Genomic DNA, 20,323 nt, shown 5'->3' with positions numbered 1-20,323 from the left:
GTCAGCCGAACCACACCAGCCCGCGCGCGTCGGCCTCGGCGGCGCGCAGCCGCCCCTCGATCCACGCCCGCGTCGCCAGCTTGGGCGCGCGGCGCAGCACGCCGGCGCCCGACGCGCTGAGGCACGCCAGGCGCGGCATCGTGTCGGCGCCGGGCGGCAGCAGCGCCAGCAGCTCGCGCGCCATCGCGGCGTGGCGGGCGGCGGCGGCGCGGTCGTCGGCGCCGACGATCCGCGCCACGCCGAGACGCCGGCCCGGCCGCTCCGGCCGGCCGAGCGACAGCGTGCTGGCCAACAGTCCGGGGCAGAGGATGGCCGACCGCGCCGGCCGCGGCGCGCCGGGCGGCGGGAGGACGAAGACGGGGCTCCAGGTCTCGTCGCCGGCGTTCATCAGATCCCGGAAGCCGTCGGCGGTCTCCAGCATCGACCATCCGGCGACGCGCTCCGTCGCCACTGCGCGCACCAGATGCGGCCCGTCCGGGATCGGCGCGTCGACCATGCGCCGCCCGCGCGCGGGGAAGCCATGGCTTTCGAGCCACATCTCCATCTCGGTCGTGTCGCGCGCCGGCAGAGGCGCGGCGCCCGGCCGTCGGTCGCGACCCTCCAGCATGCCGGCGGCGATGCCCGGCGCGATCACCGGCCGGCCGATGATGGCGCCCTCGACGTGGATCGAATCGTGCGGATCGACGACCAGCCCGTCGGCGTCGTCGTCGTCGACCAGGCGACGGAACAGGTCGGCGCCGGCCATCGGCGCCACGGTGGTATCGGCGGCCAAGCCGCGATCCGTGAACACCGACACCAGGCGCAGACCCAGGCTGGCCTCGTCGATGGCGCCGGCCGTCCACGCCTTGTCGACCCACCAGGTCGCCGCCAGCAGCGCCGCCGCGTGTCCCTCGCCCGGCTTCGCGACCATCACCGCCACGGCGCGGCCGCGGACGATGTCGCGCAGCGCCGCGACGCCCGCGGCGTCGATCTCGCGCGGCGTGGCGGCCCAGCCGCGCAGCAGCAGGCCGTCGACGCCTTTCGGCATCGCGTCGGCGAGGGTCGCCCCGTCGCGCACGGCGTGCCGCCCCGCCGGCGCGTCTCGCAGCACCACCATCAGGCGGCCGCCCCGTCCGCGCACCGGCCGCGCGCCCTTGCCACGACCCGCTGGCTGGAGCGCCAGCTCGTAGGCCCGGTCGCCGGCGCGCTCGACCACCGGCGAGCCGTCGGCGTCGATCGGCAGGAACACGCGCGGCGTTTCGGCGAAGTCGCGCAGGTCGAACGGCGGCGGCTCCGTCGATCCGCCGCCACCCTCGAACAGGCGCTGGATCGCCGGATTGAGCAGCGGCGGCGCCGACGATGACGACGATGGCGCGAAGCCGCCGGCCGCTCCATCGTCCAGGTCCAAGGGCGACCGCACGTCCGGCGTCGTCCACGACGGACCACCGACGTTCAGATCGCCCGACGCGCCATGGCTCGAGGTCTCGTCGCCGCTATCGGCCATCGTGCCGCCGCTCCCCGTCGTCGCCGCAAGTCTGGCGCGGGCCGTCCGCCGCGTCCACGGCGGCGGACGCGTCGGCGTGGGCCGCCTCGCTATCCGCCAGCCGCGCCGCGGAGTCGCGGGTCCACGGGTGCTCCGCGCCCAGCCGGCGCAGATGGTGGCCATGCGCCTCGCGGGCCAGCGTGACGGCCTGTGCCGTGTCGCCGGCGGCCATCAGCAGCGCCGCGTAGCTCGCGCGCACGCGGTTGAGTCGGGGATCGTCCGCGTCCCCGGCGGCGGCATAGGCGCGGATCGCCTCGCGGTAGCGCCGCCGCGCGGCGTCGCGCTCGCCGAGGCGCTCCAGCAATACCGCGAGGTTCGCGGTGGTCGTGGCGGTGGTCGCGTGGTCGGCGCCGTGGGCGCGGCGGAACACGCGCAGCGCGCTCTCGTAGAGCGGCCGCGCCGCCGCCGGATCGTCGCCCCGGGCGAGGATCAGGCCGAGGTTGTTGCGGCTATGGGCGATATCCAGCGGCACCCGCGGCCGCGCCGCCTCGCGCAGCGCCAAGGAGCGTCCGGCGAGTTCGTGCGCGCGCGCCGGATCACCCCGCGCCGCCACCGCAAGCGACATCTCGCTCAGGACCGCCGCGATGCGTGGATGGTCGCCGCCGAGGCGGATCTCGGCCAACGCCAGCGCGCGCTCGTAGTCGGCGCAGGCGCGGCCTTGGTCGCCCGCCGCCCCCGCCTCCAAGGCGCGGGCCATCAGGGCGTCGACCTCGGCATCGCCGTTCGGGCGTGGCGGGCGCGCTGCGCGTCTGGCCGCGCGCGGCGCGGGCGCGGCGGGCGGCGCTTCCGGCGGCGGATCGGCGGGCCAGGCGCCGAATCGGATCTGCAGGCGCATCTCCTCCTTGATGAGCTGCGGCCACGCGGTCGCGGCCGTCCACGCCGCCGCGAGCAGCGGCTGACCTTCGTCGGCGAAGCCGGCATCGCGCAGCGCGGTGGCCGCGCGCACGGCGGCGGCGGCCAGCGCGACCACGTCCGGCGGCCGCGGATCGGCGTCGGCGAACGCGCTCTGCAGGTGCGGCGCCAGCGCCGTCATCGTCCCAGCGTCGGCTGTCTTCGTCGCGGCGTCCAGCGCGTCGGCGACGCGGGCGATGGTCTCGATCTCGAGACGTCGCCATTTCATGCGCACGCGCGCCGCCGCCGCGAAGCCGGCGCGCATCGTCGCATCGCCTCCGGCCACGTCGATCAGCCCGAGCGTCGACAGCGCCGTGCCGGCGGCCGCGCCGTCGACGCCGGGCAGCGGCAGCGGCCATGGCACCGGCCGCGGCGCCATCGTGGCGAAGCAGGCCATCGTCCTGTCGGCGTCGGCGTGGATCTCGCACGCGCGGTCCAGCGCGATGTCGAGCAGCCCGACCATGCGCGCCGCGGGTTGCGGCATGTAGCGGTAGGCCGCGGCGGCGGCCACGACGCGCCGCTCGACCTCGTCGAAGCCGACCCCGGCGTGGCGCGCGTAGGCGGCGGCGACGTGCATCGCCCCCGGCAGCGCGTCGAGGCACCGGGCCAGCGACCCCGCGGCGTCTGGCGGCGCGTCGTGCGCCATCGCGCGCAGCATGGCGGTGGCCTCGTCGGTGGCCGGCGCCTCCAACGCCACGACCGCGGCCGAGGATTCCCAGCCGGCGACGCGCGTCGTCAGCAGCACGGGCCCGGCGATCGCGTCGACCAGCGCGGCGATGGCCGCCGGCCCGGCGGCGTCGTCGAGCACGTGCAGGTCGACCGTGTCGTCGGCCGCCGCGTCGCGCAGGCCGAGCGCGAGGCTGGCGCCGGTGTCGGCGGCCAGCCAGCGCGCGCGGCCACCGCGCGCGCGGATGGCGTCGACGATGGCGCGGGCGAGCGCCGACTTGCCGATGCCGGCGACGCCGGTGATCGCCACCCGCACCGGGCCTCCCGGCGCCAGCGCGCGCCGCACGGCGTCGAGTTCGGCCGCGCGGCCGGCGAACTCCGGCGCGTCGCCCGCCCCGACCGCCCTCACGGTCGCCGTCATCCCGCCGGCGGCGGCGTCAGAGCGCCTCGAGCCGCGCCAGGAACGCGCGCAGCGCCGGCGCCCATTGCAGGGCGTCGACGTGGCTCGCCATGTGGCCCTTGTCGGTGACCAGCTCGACGTAGGTCACGTCGACGCCGGCGGCGCGCAGCTCGGCGGCGCGCTTCACGCACAGCGCGCCGGGGAACAGCTTGTCGTTCGGCGCGATCACGTAGAGCACCCTGGCCTTGATGCGGTCGTACTCCTTGCCGATGTCGAACGAGCCGATCGCCTGGCGCAGCGCGATCAACGCGTGGCCGTCGTAGGTCTCCGCCCAGGCGCGCGCCGCCGCCTCGATCGCCGCCTCGCGCTTGGCCGGATCGGGGATCGTCGCCGCCAGGATCTCGCGCTGGCCGTACTGCACCAGCGTGTCGTGGCGGATCGCGGCCAGCACGGTCTTGATGCCGCCGTTCTCGTAGTACCAGCCGCCATTCCAGTTGGGATCGCCCGCCAGCCGCTTGCGTAGCGCCTCGACCGCGTCGATCCCGCCCGGCGGCATGCTCGGCGCCGTCACCGTCGGCACGACGCCCTTCATGAAATCGGGATAGGTCACCGACCACTGGAACGCCTGGAAGCCGCCCATCGACGGCCCGACGACCGCCAGCAGGCGCTTCACGCCGAGACTGTCCAGCAGCGCCCTCTGCGCGCGCACGGAATCGCGCAGCGTCACCTCCGGGAAGGTCGGGCCGTAGGGCTTGCCGGTCGCGGGATCGACGCTCGCCGGACCGGTCGAGCCGTGGCACGAGCCCAACGCGTTCGTCGACACGACGAAGTAACGATCGGTGTCGATCGCCTTGCCGGGGCCGATCAGCGCGTCCCACCAGCCGGCGGCGTCCTGGGCCACGCCGCGCGCCGCCTTCCCCGGCGCGTAGCGGCCGGCGACGTGCGCGCTCGACGTGTAGCCGTGGGTGATCAGGACGACGTTGTCGGCGGCGGCGTTCATGGCGCCGTGGGTCTCGTAGGCGACCTCGCAGACCGGCAACGTGGCGCCGCCGTCGAGCTTGAAATCGCGCGTCGTGAAAAGCCGGCTTTCGACGGCGTCGAGCGTGGCCATGGGGGTCGTATCCATCAGATGTGTCGGGCGGCGCGCATGCGACACCGTCCGGCGGCCGCGCGCAAGCCCCGGGCGCTGGACAGCCGGGGCGCGGGATGCTGTGGTCGCACGCCGCCGGGAAGGGAAAGCGACGCGATGCTCGTCTTCCGCCAGCTCTTCGATCCGCAGTCGTCGACCTACACCTATCTGCTGGGCGACGCGGACACGCGCCAGGCCGTGATCGTCGATCCGGTGTTCGAGCAGGCGCGCCGCGACGCCGCGCTGGTCGAGGAGCTCGGCCTCAAGGTCGTGGCGATCGTGGAGACCCACGTGCACGCCGACCACGTCACCGGCGCGTGGCTGTTGCGCCGGCGGCTCGGCGGCGCCATCGCGCTGGCGGCGGCATCGGGCGCCGAGGGCGCCGACCGCTACCTCGCGCATGGCGACCGGATCGGGTTCGGCCGCCGCTTCCTCGAGGTCCGCGCCACCCCGGGCCACACGGCGGGGTGCCTCACCTACGTGCTGGACGACCATTCCATGGCGTTCACCGGCGACTGCCTGCTGATCCGCGGCAACGGCCGCACCGACTTCCAGCAGGGCGACGCGCCGACGCTGTTCCGCTCGGTGCACGACCGCATCCTGACCTTGCCCGCCGACTGCCTCCTCTACCCGGCCCACGACTACAAGGGGCTGACCGTCACCAGCGTGCGCGAGGAGAGCCGTTTCAATCCGCGGCTCGGCGCCGGCGTTGAGGTCGCGGATTTCGCCGGCCACATGGCCAACCTGAATCTGCCGCATCCCAAGAAGCTCGACGTCGCGGTGCCCGCCAACATGCGCTGCGGCCGGCCCGACGACGAGGCGCAGGCGACCGCCGAGCCGGACTGGGCGCCTCTGCGCTACAGCTTCGCCGGCGTCTGGGAGATCCAGGGCCACGCGCTGGAGGAGCACCGCGGTGGCCTTCAAGTCCTCGACGTGCGCGAGCCGGAGGAGTTCGACGGTCCGCTCGGCCACATCGCCGGCGCGGTGCTGATTCCGCTTGGCCAGTTGCGGGCGCGCGTCGACGAGCTCGATCGCGGCCGGCCGGTGGTCGCGGTGTGCCGTTCCGGCAGCCGCTCCGCGCAGGCCGTCTCGGTTCTGCGTGAAGCGGGTTTTGCGGACGTGGCCAATCTCGCCGGCGGCATGCTGCGCTGGCGCGCCGACGGATCGGGCACCTACGGCGAGGGCATCTGACGGCGCGGGTCTACGCCGCGGCCTGCGCGGGATAGCGGAGGTCGGCCGCGAGGCCGGCGCCCATCATCTCGATGAAGTTGTCGCAGTAGAATTTCCGGCGCGCGCCGTCCGGGATCCCGGCGGCGTCCATCGAGGCCTCGAAGCGCTTGATCGGGTTCCGGCCACCCTCGACGTGGGGGTAGTCCGACGAGAACAGGCAAACCGAGTCGCCGGAATTGGCGATGATCCAGCCCGCGTCCTCGTGCGGATAGGGCGTCACCCGCACCTGCCGCTTGATGAACTCGCTGGGCCGCATCGACATCTTCTGCAGCCGCTCCTCGTTCTTGATGAAGGCGTTGTGCGCCGAGTCGAGGTTGCGCATCAGGAACGGCACCCAGGCCGCGCCCTGCTCGATCACGCCGAACATCAGCCGCGGGAAGCGGTCGAGCACGCGGTCGACGATCAGCGCCGTCAGCGCCTGCATCGGTGGATAGGCGATCGCCATGTAGTCGATCGACTTGAAATTGTCGTCGCCGCCGTGGAAGTCCGGAACCGGCGGCAATCCGTTGTTGAAATACGCGGGCGCGAGCTGCTTTCCGCCGCCGCCGACGTGGAACACGACCGGCAGGCCGGCCTCCTGCGCCTGCGCCCACAGTGGATCGAGCCCGATATGGCTCGGCGAATGGTCGCGCGGGCAGCGCGAGGGGATCATCAGCGCCTTGGCGCCGTGGCGGATGGCCGCCGCCGCCGCCTTCCGCGTGCGCTCGAAATCCGCCAGCGGCACGTAGGCGGTCGGCAGCAGGCGCCGGTCGACGGCGCAGAAATCGACCATGTGGCGGGTGTGCGCGTCGGCGACCGCGTACATCAGGTCGAGATCGTCGCCGGTCTCCAGCACGTCGGAGTAGTTGAGCAGCGCCGTCGTGAACATGAGCTGGCTGGCGAAACCCAGCAGGTCGATCGAGCGCGGACGGTCGGCCTTGCGGTACGAGCCCAGCGCGTCCCAGTTCTTGCGCAGCATGATCTGCGTGTCGTCGAACGCGTCGGCCCCCGCCGCGGCGCCGGCGAGATGCCTCTCGCTGAGGGCGGCATGGAAGCCTTCGCGCCGCGGGAACAGCGCCTTGTCGGTCACCAGCGTCCGCGAGCGCGCGTCGAGATACGCGTCGAGGAAGCCCGGCACCTCCATGATGTGGGCGTCGGCGTCGTGGATCACGCGTCCCGTGGCGTAGGGCATCGTTCGTTCCTTCCGGAGTCCATCGGCCGCAGCGTGGCGCGGCCGGCGCGGATGTCAACGCCGGGGCCGCGGCGACGGCCGGCGTCTTCCGCGGGGCGACGCGGCGCTCAGCCGGCCGGCGCGTCGAGCCGCTCGCGCAGCGCCAGCAGATCGGTCCAGGTCTGGCGCTTGCCGCCGGGGGTGCGCAGCAGATAGGCGGGGTGGAAGATCGGCAGCGCCGGCACGGTCGTCCCGCCCGACAGCGCGAGGTCGACCCATTTGCCGCGTAGCTTCGTGATGCCCTGCTCGGTCTCCAGCAGCGCCTTGGTCGGCACATTGCCGGCCAGCACGACGATCCTCGGCTTCGCCAGCTCGATGTGGCGGCGCGCGAAGGCGACGCAGATCGCGACGTCGCTGAGGTTGGGCGTGCGGTTGCCCGGCGGCCGCCACGGAAGGATGTTGGTGATGTAGAGGTCGCGCGCGCGGTCCATGCCGATGGCGGCGAACATCCGGTCCATCAACTGGCCGCTGACGCCGACGAACGGCTTGCCCTGGCGGTCCTCGTCCTCGCCCGGCGCCTCGCCGACGATCATGACCGGCGCGCCGGCGACGCCGTCGGCGAACACCGTGTTCTTCGCCAGCTTCTTCAGGGTGCAGCCGTCGAAGGCGCGGATCGCGGCCTCCAGCTCGGCGAGCGAGTTGGCGGCGGCGGCGGCGGCGCGCGCGTCCTCGACCAGCTTCGGCGATTCCAGAGGCACGGTCCGGGTCGGCGGGGGCGCGGCCGGCACGGGCGCGCGCGCCTCGCGGAACGCCGGGGCGGCCGAGGGCGCCGCGACCGGGCGCGCCGTCGGCGCCGACGGGACCGCGGCCGTGGCGCGCGCCGCCATCGCCGCCGTCGCGGCGTAGCGGTCGACCGGCTCGTCCGCCGTCGCCTCGTCGACGCCGGACTCGACGTACCAGCGCAGAAGCGCGGCGGCGTCGGTCGATGCGGGCGTGGCGTTCATGACTTCACTTGAGGATGGGCCGGGCGGGGCCGGTCGTCCACCGCCGGGTTTTCCACCGTCGCGGATCCGGACCGGCGCCGCCTCAGTGCGCCGCCTTCGGCGTCTCCATGAGTTCGACCAGCACGCCGCCCATGTCCTTGGGATGCAGGAAGATCACCGGCGTGCCGTGGGCGCCGATGCGCGGCTCGCCGGTGCCCAGCACCGTCGCGCCCTTGGCCCGCATGTCGTCGCGCGCGACGATGATGTCCGGCACCTCGAAGCAGACGTGGTGCTGGCCGCCTTGGGGGTTCTTCGCCAGGAACGCGGCGATCGGCGAGTTCTCGCCGTAAGGCTCGATCAGCTCTATCTGCGAGTTCGGCAGGTTCACGAAGCTGACCCACACGCCCTGCTCGGGCATCGCGCGCTTCGGCGTGATGTCCGTCGCGCCGAAGAAATCCCGGTACATCTTCGCGGAATCCGCGATCGACGGCGTCGCGACGCCGACATGGTTGAGCCTGCCGATCATGGTCCTCTCCTCGCGGGCGGTCGAAGGCCGCCTCATCGCATGGCGGCGGCCCGGGGGCAACGCGCCCCGCCGCCGCGGCGCGACATCGTCGCGGGTCCGGTCTAGGGTCGCCGCCGATCCACCGCCGGAGCCCGCATGACCGACGACCGCCTGACGCTCTACGGCAGCTTCACGTCGAGCTCGACCTACAAGCCGATGCTGTTCCTGTCGCTGGCGCGGCTGCCGTTCTCGTTCCGCACCGTGAACCTGAAGAACGGCGTCCAGAAATCGGCCGACTACCTGGCGGTCAACCGCTACGGCCAGGTGCCGGCGCTGCGCCACCGCGGCCTGACGGTGGTGCAGTCCAACGTCGTGCTCGACTATCTGGCGCGCGCCACCGGCCGCTTCGAGGGCGCCGACGAGCAGGCGCGCTGGCGGGCGCGGGAATGGCTGTCGTGGGAGGCCGACGCCATCACCAACATCGCCAAGGTCCGCCATTTCAGCCGCTTCCGGACCGTCGATCCGGCCGTCATGGACCATTTCCGGCCGCTGGCGGCGGCGGCGCTGGATTTTATCGACCGCGCGCTCGCGGGACGCGAGTGGCTGGTCGGCGATTCCTGCACCATCGCCGACATCGGCTGCTGGGGCCGCATGGTGTTCATGGCCGAGGGCGGCATGGACATCGCGGGCTGGCCGAACGTGCTGGCATGGAGCGGGCGGCTGCGGGCGATGCCGGGCTTCGCGCTGCCCTACGACCTGATCCCGAAGAAGGACGCGGAACTCGATCCCTGAACGGCCGTTTCCGTCGGTCGGCGCCGCGTCGTCGCGGCCGGTGGCGTCGGCACCGCCGGTAGGCTATCTGTGAGGGCGGGGAGGCGCCGGTCGCGGGCGCGCCCGATGGTCGTTGAGAGGGACGCCGGCGCCCCGCCCTCGCGGGGGGCGGAGACGGCGGGGAGAGGGCGATGTCGCGCGAGTCGATGGAATACGATGTCGTGGTCGTGGGCGGCGGGCCCGCCGGCCTGGCGGCGGCGATCCGGCTCAAACAGCTCGCGGCCGAGCAGGGCCACGAGGTCTCGGTCTGCCTGATCGAGAAGGGCTCCGAGGTCGGCGCGCACATCCTGTCGGGCGCGGTGATCGACCCGATCGCGCTCGACGAGCTGATCCCGGACTGGAAGGAGAAGGGCGCCCCGGTCCACACCGAGGTGACGGACGACCGCTTCCTGCTGCTGACCCAGCCGTCGTCGGTCCGCTTCCCGAACTTCCTGATGCCGCGGTTGATGAACAACCACGGCAACTACATCGTCAGCCTCGGCAACCTCTGCCGCTGGCTGGGGCAGCAGGCCGAGGCGCTGGGCGTCGAGATCTATCCGGGCTTCGCCGCGGCCGAGGTGCTCTACCACGAGGACGGCTCGGTCAAGGGCGTCGCCACCGGCGACATGGGCGGCAAGAACGGCGGGAAGAAGGACAGCTACACGCCCGGCATGGAGCTGCACGCCAAGTACACGCTGATCGCCGAGGGCGTGCGCGGGTCGCTGGCCAAGACGCTGTTCGAGAAGTTCAGGCTGCGCGAGGGCGTGCAGCCGCAGAAGTTCGGCATCGGCCTCAAGGAAGTCTGGGAGGTGCCGAAGGACAAGCACCAGCCCGGCCTCGTGGTGCACACCCAGGGCTGGCCGATGTCGGAGAGCGGCTCGTCCGGCGGCTCCTTCATGTACCACTACGACGACAACCTCGTGTCGATCGGCTACGTGGTGCACCTCAACTACGAGAACCCGTACCTGTCCCCGTTCGACGAGTTCCAGCGCTTCAAGACGCACCCCGAGGTGCGCGCCTATCTCGAGGGCGGCAAGCGCATCGCCTACGGCGCCCGCGCGATCACCGAGGGCGGCTGGCAGTCGGTTCCGAAGCTGGTGTTCCCCGGCGGCGCGCTGATCGGCTGCTCGGCCGGCTTCGTCAACGTGCCGCGCATCAAGGGCAGCCACAACGCGATGAAGAGCGGCATGCTGGCCGCCGACGCGGCGTTCGCGGCGCTCAAGGCCGGTGGCGAGGGCCGCGACGAGCTGGCCGAGTACCCCAAGGCGCTGCGCGAATCGTGGCTATGGAAGGATCTCGACAAGGTCCGCAACGTCAAGCCGGCGCTGCGCTGGGGCACGTTGCTCGGCACGGTGTACGGCGGCTTCGACATGTGGATGCACGATCTCGGCATCCGTCTGCCGTGGACGCTGCGCCACACCAAGGCCGATTTCGAGACGCTGAAGCCGGCCAGCGAGTGCAAGCCGATCGTGTACCCGAAGCCGGACAACGTCGTCAGCTTCGACAAGCTCAGCTCCGTCTTCCTCTCGGCGACCAACCACGAGGAGGACCAGCCGTCGCATCTGAAGCTGCGCGATGCCTCGATCCCGATCGGCGTCAACCTGCCGAAATGGGCCGAGCCGGCGCAGCGCTACTGCCCGGCCGGCGTCTACGAGGTGGTGACCGGACGAGGGCGGCCAGCCGCGCTTCCAGATCAACGCGCAGAACTGCGTGCACTGCAAGACCTGCGACATCAAGGATCCGTCGCAGAACATCGACTGGACCGTGCCCGAGGGCGGCGGCGGTCCCAACTATCCGGGGATGTGAACGCGCCGGCCGCGGCGCCGGCGGAAAGCCGGGCCGCGCCGATCGAAGGAGTCGTCTCCATGGATGCGAAGAACGCCCGGATTTTCGTGGTGGGCTCGTTCGTCATGCTGGCCGCGGCGGCGGCGGTCGCCGTCGGCGTCGACCTGATGCGGCGCGGTCCGATCGCGCTGGCGCAGAGCCCGCGCGGCGGCGAGACGCCGCCGGCGCCGCGGGCGCGCCCGCCGCAGAGCGTCGACGGGTTCTTCCTCGCCGGCCGCGCCGCCGAGGCGCAGCGCGACTACGAGGCCGCCCACGGCTTCGCCGAGCAGGCGCTGCGCCGCGCGCCCGACCAGCTCGAGGTCCAGCTTCTGGCGTTCCGGCTGCGGCTGCTGACCGGCCGCGCCGCCTCGGCCGCCGAGCTGGCGCCGAGGCTGCTGGAGGTCAGCTCGACAGACGGACTGTCGAATCTCGCCATGGCGGTCGCCGCCATCAAGCGCGGCGACTTCAAGGGCGCCGAGCCGTTCGCCGCCAAGCTCGGCGAGGACAGCCAGATCGGACTTCTGCGACCGTTCACCGAGGCGTGGCTGAAGGTCGGGCAGAAGGATTTCGCCGCCGCGCGCGCCAAGCTGGCGCAGGTCAAGCCGGCCGCGAGCGAAGGCTTCCAGGCGGTCTACAAGCTGCACGAAGGGCTGCTCGAGGAGCAGGCCGGCGACCGCGCCGCCGCCGAGGCGCGGCTGCGCGAGGCGGCGCGCGACGACGATAGCGGTGTGCAGCTGCGCGCGATCCTGGCCCTCGCCGGCGTGATGCGCCGCGGCGGGCGGGCGGACGAGGCGCGCGAGGTCCTGAGGACGTACGGCGAGCGCAACGCCGACGCCGTGGTGATGGAGGCCGCCGCGCGCGGCGACGGCCAGGCGCGGCCGCCGACGCCGGCGGAGATGATCGCCGAGGTGCTGGCCGATATCGGCGGCGCGATGGCGGCGGGCGGAACGGCGCGGCGGGAGAGCGCGGAGGATGTCGGACTGATCTTCGCTCTGCTGGCGCTGGACCTGGCGCCGGCGCTCGACGGCGCGCGGCTGCTGACCGGCGAGATCCACGAGACCATGGGCCAGCACGAGAAGGCCATCGCGCACTACGCCGCCGTCGACCGCGCCTCGCCGCTGCAATGGCGGGCGCGTCTGCGCGCCGCCGCCGCGCTGGCCGAGACCGGCAAGTTCGACGAGGCTGCGCAGCGTCTGCAGGCGATGGTGGCGGAGCGGCCGGAGCGGATCGACGCCGCCGCCGCGCTGGGCGACCTGCACCGCACCAAGGACCGGTTCGCCGAGTCCGTGAAGGCCTACGACACCGCGATCGGCAGGGTCGCGAAGGTCGAGGAGCGTCACTGGTCGCTGTTCTACACCCGCGGCATCGCGCTCGAGCGGATCAAGGACTGGCCGCGCGCCGAGGCCGATTTCAAGCGCGCCCTGGCGCTGCTGCCGCCGACCACGGAGCAGCGCCGGCGCAACCGCGCCTTCGTGCTCAACTACCTCGGCTACTCGTGGATCGACCAGGCGGTCAACCTCGACGAGGGCCTCAAGCTGCTCAAGGAGGCGGTCAATCTCGTGCCCGACGACGGCGCCATCACCGACTCGCTGGGCTGGGGGTACTACCGTCTCGGCAAGTTCGACGAGGCCGTCGAGCTGCTGGAGAAGGCGATCCAGCTGAAGGCCGACGACGCCACCATCGTCGAGCATCTCGGCGACGCCTACTGGCACGTCGGCCGCAAACGCGAGGCGCGGTTCCAGTGGGAGCGGGCGCTGAACCAGAAGCCGGAGGCCGAGCGCGTCGATCCGCTGCGGCGCAAGCTGGTCGAGGGCCTGACGCCCGAGCTCGACAAGCCGACAGTGATCGCGCCGGCGGAGAAGAAGTGACCGCGCGCGCCCTCGGCGGCTGAGGGCGGCCGTGGACGGCGGCGCCACGGTCGTCCGCGAAGGCCGGGCCAAGGTCAACCTGTACCTGCGCGTGGTCGGCCGTCGGCCCGATGGCTTCCATCTTCTGGACTCGCTGGTGGTGTTCGCCGACGCCGCCGACCGGATCGAGGCGTCGCCGTCGCCGTCGCTGGTCCTCGAGGTCGACGGGCCATTCGCGGCCGCGCTGGCGCGCGAGCCACCCGACTCCAACCTCGTCCTGCGCGCCGCGCGGGCGCTGGCCGGCCGCGCCGGCGTCTCGCCGCGCGCGCGTCTGCGCCTCGTCAAGAACCTGCCCGTGGCGGCCGGCCTCGGCGGCGGCTCGACCGACGCGGCGGCGGCGTTGCGCGCGCTGGTCGACCTCTGGTCGCTGGCGATGCCCGAGGAGGAGCTGTTCGACCTCGCCGCGTCGCTCGGCGCCGACGTGCCGATGTGCCTGGCCGGCCGGCCGGCGCTGGTGTCCGGCGTCGGCGAACGCGTGGCGCCGGCGCCCACCCTGCCGGCGTTCGGATTGCTGCTGGTCAATCCGGGCGTCGCGTCGCCGACGCCGGAGGTGTTCCGCGCCTTCGCGGCGGCGCGTCCCGCCGGCGCGCCTTACGCGCCGGCCGATCCGCCGCGCGCCGGGTTCCGCGCCGCCGCGGATCTGGCGCGCGCGCTGGCCGCGCGCGGCAACGACCTGACGGACGCGGCGCTGTCGCGCGCGCCGGCGATCGGCGCCGCGCTCGCGGCGCTGCGCGGCGGATCGACCTGCCGGTACGCGGCCATGAGCGGCAGCGGCGCGACCTGCTTCGGCATCTACGACGACGCGGCGGCGGCGGCGGCGGCCGGCGCCTCGATCTCCGCGGCGCGGCCGGCGTGGTGGGTGCGCGCCGGCGTCGCGGGCGCGTGATGGTGGACGACGATCCCCGTCGCCGCCACGGCCATCCCGTGTCGGTGAAGGGCGTCGTGCTGGTCGACGGCCGCGCGTTGCTGTTGCGCGATATCCGGGACGCGTGGGACCTGCCCGGCGGCCGGCCCGACGCGGATGAAAGCTGGACCGCGGCGCTGGCGCGCGAGGCGCGCGAGGAGGCGAATATCGGCGTCGAGGTCGGCCCGTTGCTGCGCGAATGGACCTACGAGGTCCTGCCGGGCCGCTTCGTGTGGATCGTCGCGTTCGGATGCCGCGCGCTCGACGTCGTCGATCCGCGCCCGGGGGCCGAGCACCGCGAACTGCGGTGGGTCGCGCCGGACGCGCTCGACGGCCTGCGCCTCCACGACGGCTACCGCCGCGCCATAGAGGTCTGGGCCGCCCGGTCCCGGTGACGCGCGGGCGGGCCGGTCAGCCGATCGTCCAGACGGCCCCGCCCGATCCGTCGCGCGCCACCTCGAGCCGCAGGAAGCGGTCGTGCGCCGATGCCGCGCCGACCCACAGCTCGTTCCACGCCGTGAACGCCGCGCCGCGCTCGGCGACGTCCAGCGCGACGCCGTCCATCAGGCGCCAGCCGCCGATCGCCACGCGCGCGGCGTCCGGCGTCGGGTCGATCGAGACGCTCTCGCCCTGTGCCGCCAGCATCGCCGCGAGGAAGGCCGCGAAGCCCCCCGCGCCGCCGGCGCCGGGGACCATGCCCAGCGCGGCCGCCATGTCGTCGTGGAACTGCATGCCGATCAGCCGCGCGGCGCGGCCGATCTCGGCGCAGGCCGCGTCGCGGCCGATCAATCCGATCAAGGTCGGTGTCAGCGAGCGCACGTACTCCATCGCGTAGCCGCGGTGCGTGCGGCGGCGGCGTTCCTCGGGCCACGCCCCGACGTCGAGCGCCGGCTGCGCCGCCGGATCGATCCGCGGCATCCTCTCCTGGTCGGTGAACCGCACGCGCTCCTCCGGCGCGAGCTCGCGGTCGTGCTCGACGTAGTATCCCTCCAGACCCGGCGCGCCGGAGGTCAGCGTGCCGGTGCACACGAAGCCCAGGCGCGGATTGCCGAGGCTGACGCCGTTGTGGCCGTGCCAGCCGTGGAGCATGGCGATGTTCACCTCGTGCGGCACGGCGCAGGCGGCCGTGCCCAGCCAGATCCAGCGTGGCGGCGGATAGCGCACCCACGCCTTGCGGTCGCTCTCGCGCCAGTACTCGGTCTTGACGCCGCCCAGCGCGTTGGAGTGGTAGTGGTAGAGCGCGCAGGCGACCGCGTGCGGCTCGCGGTCGAGGCCGAGCTTGCGCAGGCCGGGCAGGAACTTCTCGTGGTGCTGGCGGCGGAAATGCGCCCGCACGAAATCGCGGGCGACATCGGCGCCGCGGCGCGTCACCAGCGACAGCACGAGACCGGTCATCAGCGCGTTGTAGACCGTGGCCACCGCCTGGTAGCCGCCGAGCGTGGCCTCGACGCGGCGCGGGTCCGCCCCGCTCATGCCGGCGGCGCGCCGTCGGCGATGACGGCGCGGCAGTTTCCGGCCTTCAGCCGCATCGCGAGCACCGGCTTGTACTCCTCGGAATGGTAGAACCGGCGCGCGGTCGCCATGTCGGGAAATTCGATCACGACCAGCCGCGGCGGCGCCCAGCCGCCCTCGACCGTCTCGGTCTCGCCGCCGCGCACGATGAACCTGCCGCCGAACCGGGCGATCAGCCCCGGCGTGTGCTTGCGGTACTCGGCCATGAGATCGGGATCCTTCGTGTCGATCTCGACGATCAGATAGGCGGCCATGCGGGTGGACTCCGTGTGGTGGCGGTGGCGGCGCAGACTAACGCGTGCGCCGTCCGCTTGGGATGGCGAATTGGCGCTGCTATCGTCGGCTGGTCGCGCGGCGCGATCGGCGCGACGGCCCGGCCGCGATCCGCCGCCGGCGAAAAGCGGGGGATGGCGATGGCGCGTCTGGCGGGCAAGGTGGCCGTGGTCACCGGTGGCGGCTCGGGCATCGGGCGGGCGGCGGCGCGGATTTTCGCGCGCGAGGGCGCCAAGGTCGTGGTCGCGGAGATCGACCGGGCGCTCGGCGCGTCGAGCGCCGCCGAGGCCGGCGCGGACGCGCTCTTCGTCCACACCGACGTCACCGACGAGGCCAGCGTCCAGGCGTTGATGCGGGCCACGGTCGAGAAATTCGGCCGCGTCGACGTGCTGTTCAACTGCGCCGGCGGGTCGGTGAAGGACGACAAGCGCGTCGCCGACGTCGACATGGCGATCTGGGACCACACCATCGGGCTCGATCTCAAGGGCCCGTTCCTGTGCTGCCGCCACGCCGTGCCGATCATGGTGGGGCAGGGCGGCGGCGTCATCGTCAACGTGTCGTCGATCGTGGCCCTGCGCGGCAACTTCGTGGCCCACGTCTACACCACGGCGAAGGGCGGCGTGATTTCCTTCACCCGCGCGCTGGCCGGCGCCTACTCGCGCAAGGGCATCCGCGCCAACGCCATCTGCCCCGGCGTGATCATGACGGACCGCGTCAAGGCGCGGATCGAGATGACGGCGGACCGGCCCAACGCCGGCGGGCTCGAAGTCGGCGGCCGCTACCCGTTCGGCACCGGCGAGGCCGAGGACATCGCCAACGTCGCGTTGTTCCTGGCGTCCGACGAATCGCGCATGGTCAACGGCGCCGTCATCCCCGCCGATGGCGGCATGTCGGCCTATTGACCCGGGCGCCGCCTCACGCCGCTTCGCCGGTCGCCATCGGCAGCGCGTTGTCGGCGGCCCATTCCTGCAGCGAGGCGTCGTAGACGCTCACCCCGTCGCGGCCGAGCAGGGCGACCAGCGCGAAGGCGTCGCCGGTGGCCGCGATGCCGCCGCCGCAATAGGCGACGACGCGCCTGCCCGGCACGATGCCGCGGGCGGCGAACTTCGCCGCCAGCTCGGCCGGCGGCAGGAAGCTGTTGTCGGCCGCGAACAGCGCCGCGGCCGGCACGTTGACGCTGCCGGCGATGCGGCCGGGTCGACCGTAGTGCACCGGACTGGTGCCGGCGTGCTGCTCGGGCCGCAGGCAGTTGACGACGATCGCGTCGCCGCCGTCGAGGGCCGCGGCCACCGCGTCCTTGCCGACCAGCAGGCCGTCGCGCGGCCTCGGCGTCAGCCGCGCCGGCGGATGCGCGCGCGGCGTCGTCTCCAACGGGCGGCCTTCCGCGACCCACTTCTTGAGGCCGCCGTCGAGCACGAAGGCGCGGTCGAAGCCGGCGGCGCGCAGCATCCACCAGACGCGTGTCGACCACCAGATATCGCCGTCGCAATAGACCACGACGTCGAACCCGTCGCCGATCCCCTTGGCGCCGGCCTGGCGCGCGAACGCGTCGGTCGACGGCATTGTGAAGCGTAGCGGACTGGCGGCGTCGCAGAGGTCGCTTTGCAGGTCGATCAGCGCCGCGCCCGGGATGTGGCCGCGCTCGGCGTAACCCTTCGCGCCGTTCTCGACGGTGAAGCCGCCGCCCGGGTTGGGCCGAAGATACGTCGTGCTGTCGAATATCCGCAGCGTCGGATCGCCCAGACGCGCCGCCAGATCGGCCGTCGAGATCAGCCCGCCCATCGCAGCCTCCATCCACGTTTCGAGAACTTGCGCGCAACGTGTCGCAGACGCGGCGTCGGCACAATACCGCCGCTGGCATTGAAGACGCGGCGAACGATGCGGGAGGACAGTCGAGGGAGCGGAACGCCGCTTCTATCGCGGCACAGCGGCAGAGCCAATCATGCTCTGAGCGCTCACAAACGCGTCGCCGGCAATGGCGAACGCGACGTACTCAACCAACACACGCATACTTAACTCCAAGCTATCTTGCTCTTCATAGCACCGGATCAGGAGATCCGGTGGACCGGCCGACACGGGTCGCTGTGTCAGCCGGTCCTGGAGGATGCGTTCGCTAAAATATGCACTAACGAACCAGTGGAGAGTATAAAAACCAGCCGTTTAGGTCAACCAATTAATGTCTCACGCAAGAAAATTCCAGTGGAACCAGTTGATCTATGAGCGTTGGTGGCCGCAGGCACATCATATGGTTTGTCGTTCGTGCACCTACGCGCGCGCGTAGCGTGCCCGGGCGCCGGCCTCGAGCGCCGCGCAAGTGAGCGAGTCCAAGGAAAACAGCTCCGCCAACAGGTCGAGGACGCCGATTTCGTTGACGTCGACGTGCCCTTCGGCCGCGATGATGTCGCAGGCCAGCGCATAAGCCGTCTCGCCGAGTCGCCGCGGCACGGCCTGTTTGATGCGTGCCGCGACTTTATCGAGGCCGTTACGGCCGGCGAGGACGGTGGCGCAGGCCTCGGTGACGGTCGGCAGCCGCGCAACCTTGAATCCACGAAAAACCGGCAAGTGAGCGACCAGATCCTGCATCGTGTCGATCTCGATCTTCGTCAGGTCGCGATTGGCGGCGGACGCAAGCACCATCGTCCAGATCAGCCCATCCTGCATCGCCGTCATCGTCGAACGCTCCATCTCATCGCCCGACGCCGCCCGGGCGCCGGTGTCGGCCACATGCCGCCGCCGCCCCGTCGCGGTCAAGCGCGGCGACACGCGCGCTTCCGGTGACACGGCGCGGGTGCTATGCGCGACCACGCCACGCCCCTTCCGCACCGAATTCCGCAGGCCGCTCTCATGAACCAGCTTCGAGTTCCGGCCGTCCGCGCGCGTGCCGCCGCGCGCCGCACGACGGACCGCGCGGTGCGCATGCCCTCGGACGCCTGACGCGGCGCCGGCGCGGACGCGCGACATGCATGCGATCCTTACTGTCGCGTTCCCGATCTTCGCGCTGATCGGCATCGGCTGGATCGCGGGCCGCCGGAACATGCTGGGCGTCAACGGCACCGGCGCGCTGAACGGCTTCGTCACGTGGTTCGCGCTGCCGGCCATGCTGTTCATGGCGCTGGCCAAGGTGCGGCTCTCGGAGATCCTGAACGGGCCGTTCGCCATCGTGTTCGGCGGCAGCATGCTCGCGACGTTCGTCGTCGGCATGGCGATGGCGCGCCTGATGTCGCGCGCCGGCCTCGCGCACATGAGCCTGCACGGGCTGGCGGCGTGCTTCGGCAACGTCGGTTACATGGGGATCCCGCTCTGCATCGCCGCCTTCGGACCGGCCGGCGCGCTGCCGGGGACGCTCGCCGCCTGCATGGGCGCGGCCGGCATGCTGACCTTCGGGCTGATCGTGGTCGAGTTCGGCCAGCAGCGCGGCTACGGGTTCCTGTCCACGCTGGCGCGCGTCGGCAAGTCGGTGCTGCGCAGCCCGATCGTGCAGGCCGTCGGCCTCGGACTGATCGCGTCCGGCTTCTCGATCCCGATCCCCGATCCGGTCCAGCGCTTCCTCGACCTTCTGGCGTCGGCGGCGGGGCCGTGCGCGCTGTTCGCGATCGGCCACTTCCTGTCGGACAAGGGCCTGCCGCGCTCGCTGCGCGAGGTCGGCGTCGCGACGGCGGGGAAGATCGTGCTGCAGCCGCTGCTCGCCCTGGCGCTGCTGCCCTGGTTCCTCGACCTCGACTCGATGTGGGGCAAGGCGGCGATCCTGCTGGCGGCGCTGCCGAGCGCCGCCAACTGCTTCGTGCTCGCCAAGGAGTACGACACCTTCGTCGAGGAGGCCTCGGCGACCGTGTTGCTGACGACGGTCGCGTCGGTGTTCACCGTGTCGGCCCTGGTGGTCCTACTGCGCGTCGGCTGACGCGGCGCACCTTGGGGGAAATCACACAAGGTTGACGGCGATTGTCCTCTCCCTCTCTCGTCGGATCGCTCATAATCGACGCCGAGCCGGCGAATGCCGGCCGGCACACAGCGGGGGAGCGCGATGCTCAAGGAATTCAAAGAGTTCGCCATGAAGGGCAACGTCGTCGATCTCGCCATCGGCGTGATCATCGGCGCGGCCTTCGGCAAGATCGTCGAGTCGATGGTCAACGACGTGTTCATGCCGATCGTCGGCGCGATCTTCGGCGGCCTCGATTTCACCAACTACTTCTTCCAGATGGCCGGCGCGAAGGCGGCGACCTACGACGCCGCCAAGAAGGCCGGCGCCACGCTGGGCTACGGCACCTTCATCACCGTCGTCGTCAACTTCCTGATCATCGCGTGGATCCTGTTCATGGTGGTCAAGGCCATCAACCGCATGAAGCAGAAGGACGAGGCCGCGGCGGCCGCCCCGAAGGCGCCGCCGGCGCCGAGCCGCGAGGAGGAGCTGCTCACCGAGATCCGCGATCTGCTGAAGAAATAGAACCCGTCGTCGCGGCGGCGGCGGAGCGGCCGGGCCATTGCCCGGCCGTTTCAATTCCGCCGGTCGGTTCGCGCAGACGCGATCCCGGCGTGATTCCGAGATATTTCATTTAATACATTAGGAATTTAATGTTAAACCATGTTTCATAAGGAAATTAATTTCTACGCGCTTCAATT

The 20,323-nt window shown here is 72.2% G+C and carries 18 protein-coding genes and 1 pseudogene; 9 read left to right on the top strand and 10 right to left on the bottom strand.

All coding sequences use genetic code 11. From position 1 onward, the window contains the following. Position 1: 1 nt before the first annotated feature. Genes IPK81_09420 through IPK81_09410 form a run of 3 tightly spaced genes read right to left on the bottom strand, consistent with a single transcriptional unit; the run spans position 2 to position 4,590 of the window. Positions 2-1,483 carry a hypothetical protein gene (locus IPK81_09420; protein ID QQS14356.1) on the bottom strand — a complete coding sequence of 494 codons (1,482 nt, stop codon included), beginning with the start codon at positions 1,481-1,483 and terminating at the stop codon, positions 2-4. Beyond that, entirely contained in the window at positions 1,473-3,488 is a 2,016-nt protein-coding gene (locus IPK81_09415; protein ID QQS14355.1) for an ATP-binding protein, read from the bottom strand. The genes IPK81_09420 and IPK81_09415 overlap by 11 nt, the downstream gene beginning before the upstream one ends. A gap of 28 nt (positions 3,489-3,516) precedes the next feature. Beyond that, positions 3,517-4,590: an alpha/beta fold hydrolase gene (locus IPK81_09410; GenBank protein QQS14354.1), complete on the bottom strand. Its 1,074-nt coding sequence runs from the start codon at positions 4,588-4,590 to the stop codon at positions 3,517-3,519. Between the two features lie 135 nt (positions 4,591-4,725). Here IPK81_09410 and IPK81_09405 point away from each other — a divergent pair, with 135 nt between their 5' ends. Further along, on the top strand, positions 4,726-5,799 hold the full coding sequence (locus IPK81_09405) for an MBL fold metallo-hydrolase (GenBank protein ID QQS14353.1): 1,074 nt from the start codon (positions 4,726-4,728) through the stop codon (positions 5,797-5,799). Positions 5,800-5,809: 10 nt separating this feature from the next. On the opposite strand, the gene IPK81_09400 is transcribed toward IPK81_09405, so the two are convergent. From IPK81_09400 to mce, 3 genes are all read right to left on the bottom strand, one after another. Next, positions 5,810-7,009: an amidohydrolase family protein gene (locus IPK81_09400; protein ID QQS14352.1), complete on the bottom strand. Its 1,200-nt coding sequence runs from the start codon at positions 7,007-7,009 to the stop codon at positions 5,810-5,812. A 107-nt stretch (positions 7,010-7,116) separates the two neighbouring features. Further along, positions 7,117-7,992, bottom strand: coding sequence for a uracil-DNA glycosylase (locus IPK81_09395; GenBank protein ID QQS14351.1), 876 nt, complete (start codon positions 7,990-7,992; stop codon positions 7,117-7,119). Between the two features lie 82 nt (positions 7,993-8,074). Continuing rightward, positions 8,075-8,497 carry a methylmalonyl-CoA epimerase gene (mce, locus tag IPK81_09390; GenBank protein ID QQS14350.1) on the bottom strand — a complete coding sequence of 141 codons (423 nt, stop codon included), beginning with the start codon at positions 8,495-8,497 and terminating at the stop codon, positions 8,075-8,077. Between the two features lie 135 nt (positions 8,498-8,632). Here mce and IPK81_09385 point away from each other — a divergent pair, with 135 nt between their 5' ends. The 5 genes and pseudogenes from IPK81_09385 (at position 8,633) to IPK81_09365 (ending at position 14,316) form a co-directional block, all read left to right on the top strand. Next, positions 8,633-9,268: a glutathione S-transferase family protein gene (locus IPK81_09385; GenBank protein QQS14349.1), complete on the top strand. Its 636-nt coding sequence runs from the start codon at positions 8,633-8,635 to the stop codon at positions 9,266-9,268. Positions 9,269-9,438: 170 nt separating this feature from the next. Continuing rightward, positions 9,439-11,092 (top strand): annotated as a pseudogene (locus IPK81_09380) (electron transfer flavoprotein-ubiquinone oxidoreductase). Between the two features lie 59 nt (positions 11,093-11,151). Beyond that, positions 11,152-12,978, top strand: a complete 1,827-nt coding sequence (locus tag IPK81_09375; GenBank protein ID QQS14348.1) for a tetratricopeptide repeat protein — start codon at positions 11,152-11,154, stop codon at positions 12,976-12,978. Between the two features lie 31 nt (positions 12,979-13,009). Further along, entirely contained in the window at positions 13,010-13,903 is an 894-nt protein-coding gene (locus IPK81_09370) for a 4-(cytidine 5'-diphospho)-2-C-methyl-D-erythritol kinase (GenBank protein ID QQS14347.1), read from the top strand. Between the two features lie 2 nt (positions 13,904-13,905). Beyond that, positions 13,906-14,316 carry an NUDIX hydrolase gene (locus IPK81_09365; GenBank protein QQS14346.1) on the top strand — a complete coding sequence of 137 codons (411 nt, stop codon included), beginning with the start codon at positions 13,906-13,908 and terminating at the stop codon, positions 14,314-14,316. A gap of 16 nt (positions 14,317-14,332) precedes the next feature. Here IPK81_09365 and IPK81_09360 read toward each other — a convergent pair whose 3' ends face one another. Both IPK81_09360 and IPK81_09355 read right to left on the bottom strand, forming a co-directional pair. Further along, positions 14,333-15,394, bottom strand: a complete 1,062-nt coding sequence (locus IPK81_09360; GenBank protein ID QQS14345.1) for a hypothetical protein — start codon at positions 15,392-15,394, stop codon at positions 14,333-14,335. Next, on the bottom strand, positions 15,391-15,687 hold the full coding sequence (locus IPK81_09355) for a DUF1330 domain-containing protein (GenBank protein QQS14344.1): 297 nt from the start codon (positions 15,685-15,687) through the stop codon (positions 15,391-15,393). Before IPK81_09355 ends, IPK81_09360 begins: the two co-directional genes overlap by 4 nt. A 159-nt stretch (positions 15,688-15,846) precedes the next feature. Between IPK81_09355 and IPK81_09350 the strand changes: the two genes are divergently transcribed. Beyond that, positions 15,847-16,608 (top strand): SDR family oxidoreductase, encoded by a 762-nt coding sequence (locus IPK81_09350; protein ID QQS15030.1) that lies wholly within the window; start codon positions 15,847-15,849, stop codon positions 16,606-16,608. A 13-nt stretch (positions 16,609-16,621) separates the two neighbouring features. Here IPK81_09350 and IPK81_09345 read toward each other — a convergent pair whose 3' ends face one another. Further along, a complete protein-coding gene (locus IPK81_09345; protein QQS14343.1) occupies positions 16,622-17,488 on the bottom strand; it encodes a sulfurtransferase in 867 nt (288 codons plus the stop codon). Between the two features lie 483 nt (positions 17,489-17,971). Next, positions 17,972-18,667, bottom strand: coding sequence for a tellurite resistance TerB family protein (locus IPK81_09340; GenBank protein ID QQS14342.1), 696 nt, complete (start codon positions 18,665-18,667; stop codon positions 17,972-17,974). On the opposite strand from IPK81_09340, the gene IPK81_09335 reads away from it, so the two are divergent. Together IPK81_09335 and mscL are read left to right on the top strand one after the other, a co-directional pair. After that, on the top strand, positions 18,666-19,604 hold the full coding sequence (locus IPK81_09335) for an AEC family transporter (protein ID QQS14341.1): 939 nt from the start codon (positions 18,666-18,668) through the stop codon (positions 19,602-19,604). The genes IPK81_09340 and IPK81_09335 overlap by 2 nt on opposite strands. A gap of 123 nt (positions 19,605-19,727) precedes the next feature. After that, positions 19,728-20,147 (top strand): large conductance mechanosensitive channel protein MscL, encoded by a 420-nt coding sequence (gene mscL / locus IPK81_09330; GenBank protein QQS14340.1) that lies wholly within the window; start codon positions 19,728-19,730, stop codon positions 20,145-20,147. Positions 20,148-20,323: the final 176 nt, after the last annotated feature.

The organism is Rhodospirillales bacterium, from assembly GCA_016699855.1.
Taxonomy (GTDB): Bacteria; Pseudomonadota; Alphaproteobacteria; order Reyranellales; family Reyranellaceae.
Note: the sequence above shows the minus strand (reverse complement) of the source record. Positions and strands in the feature narration are given on the sequence as shown.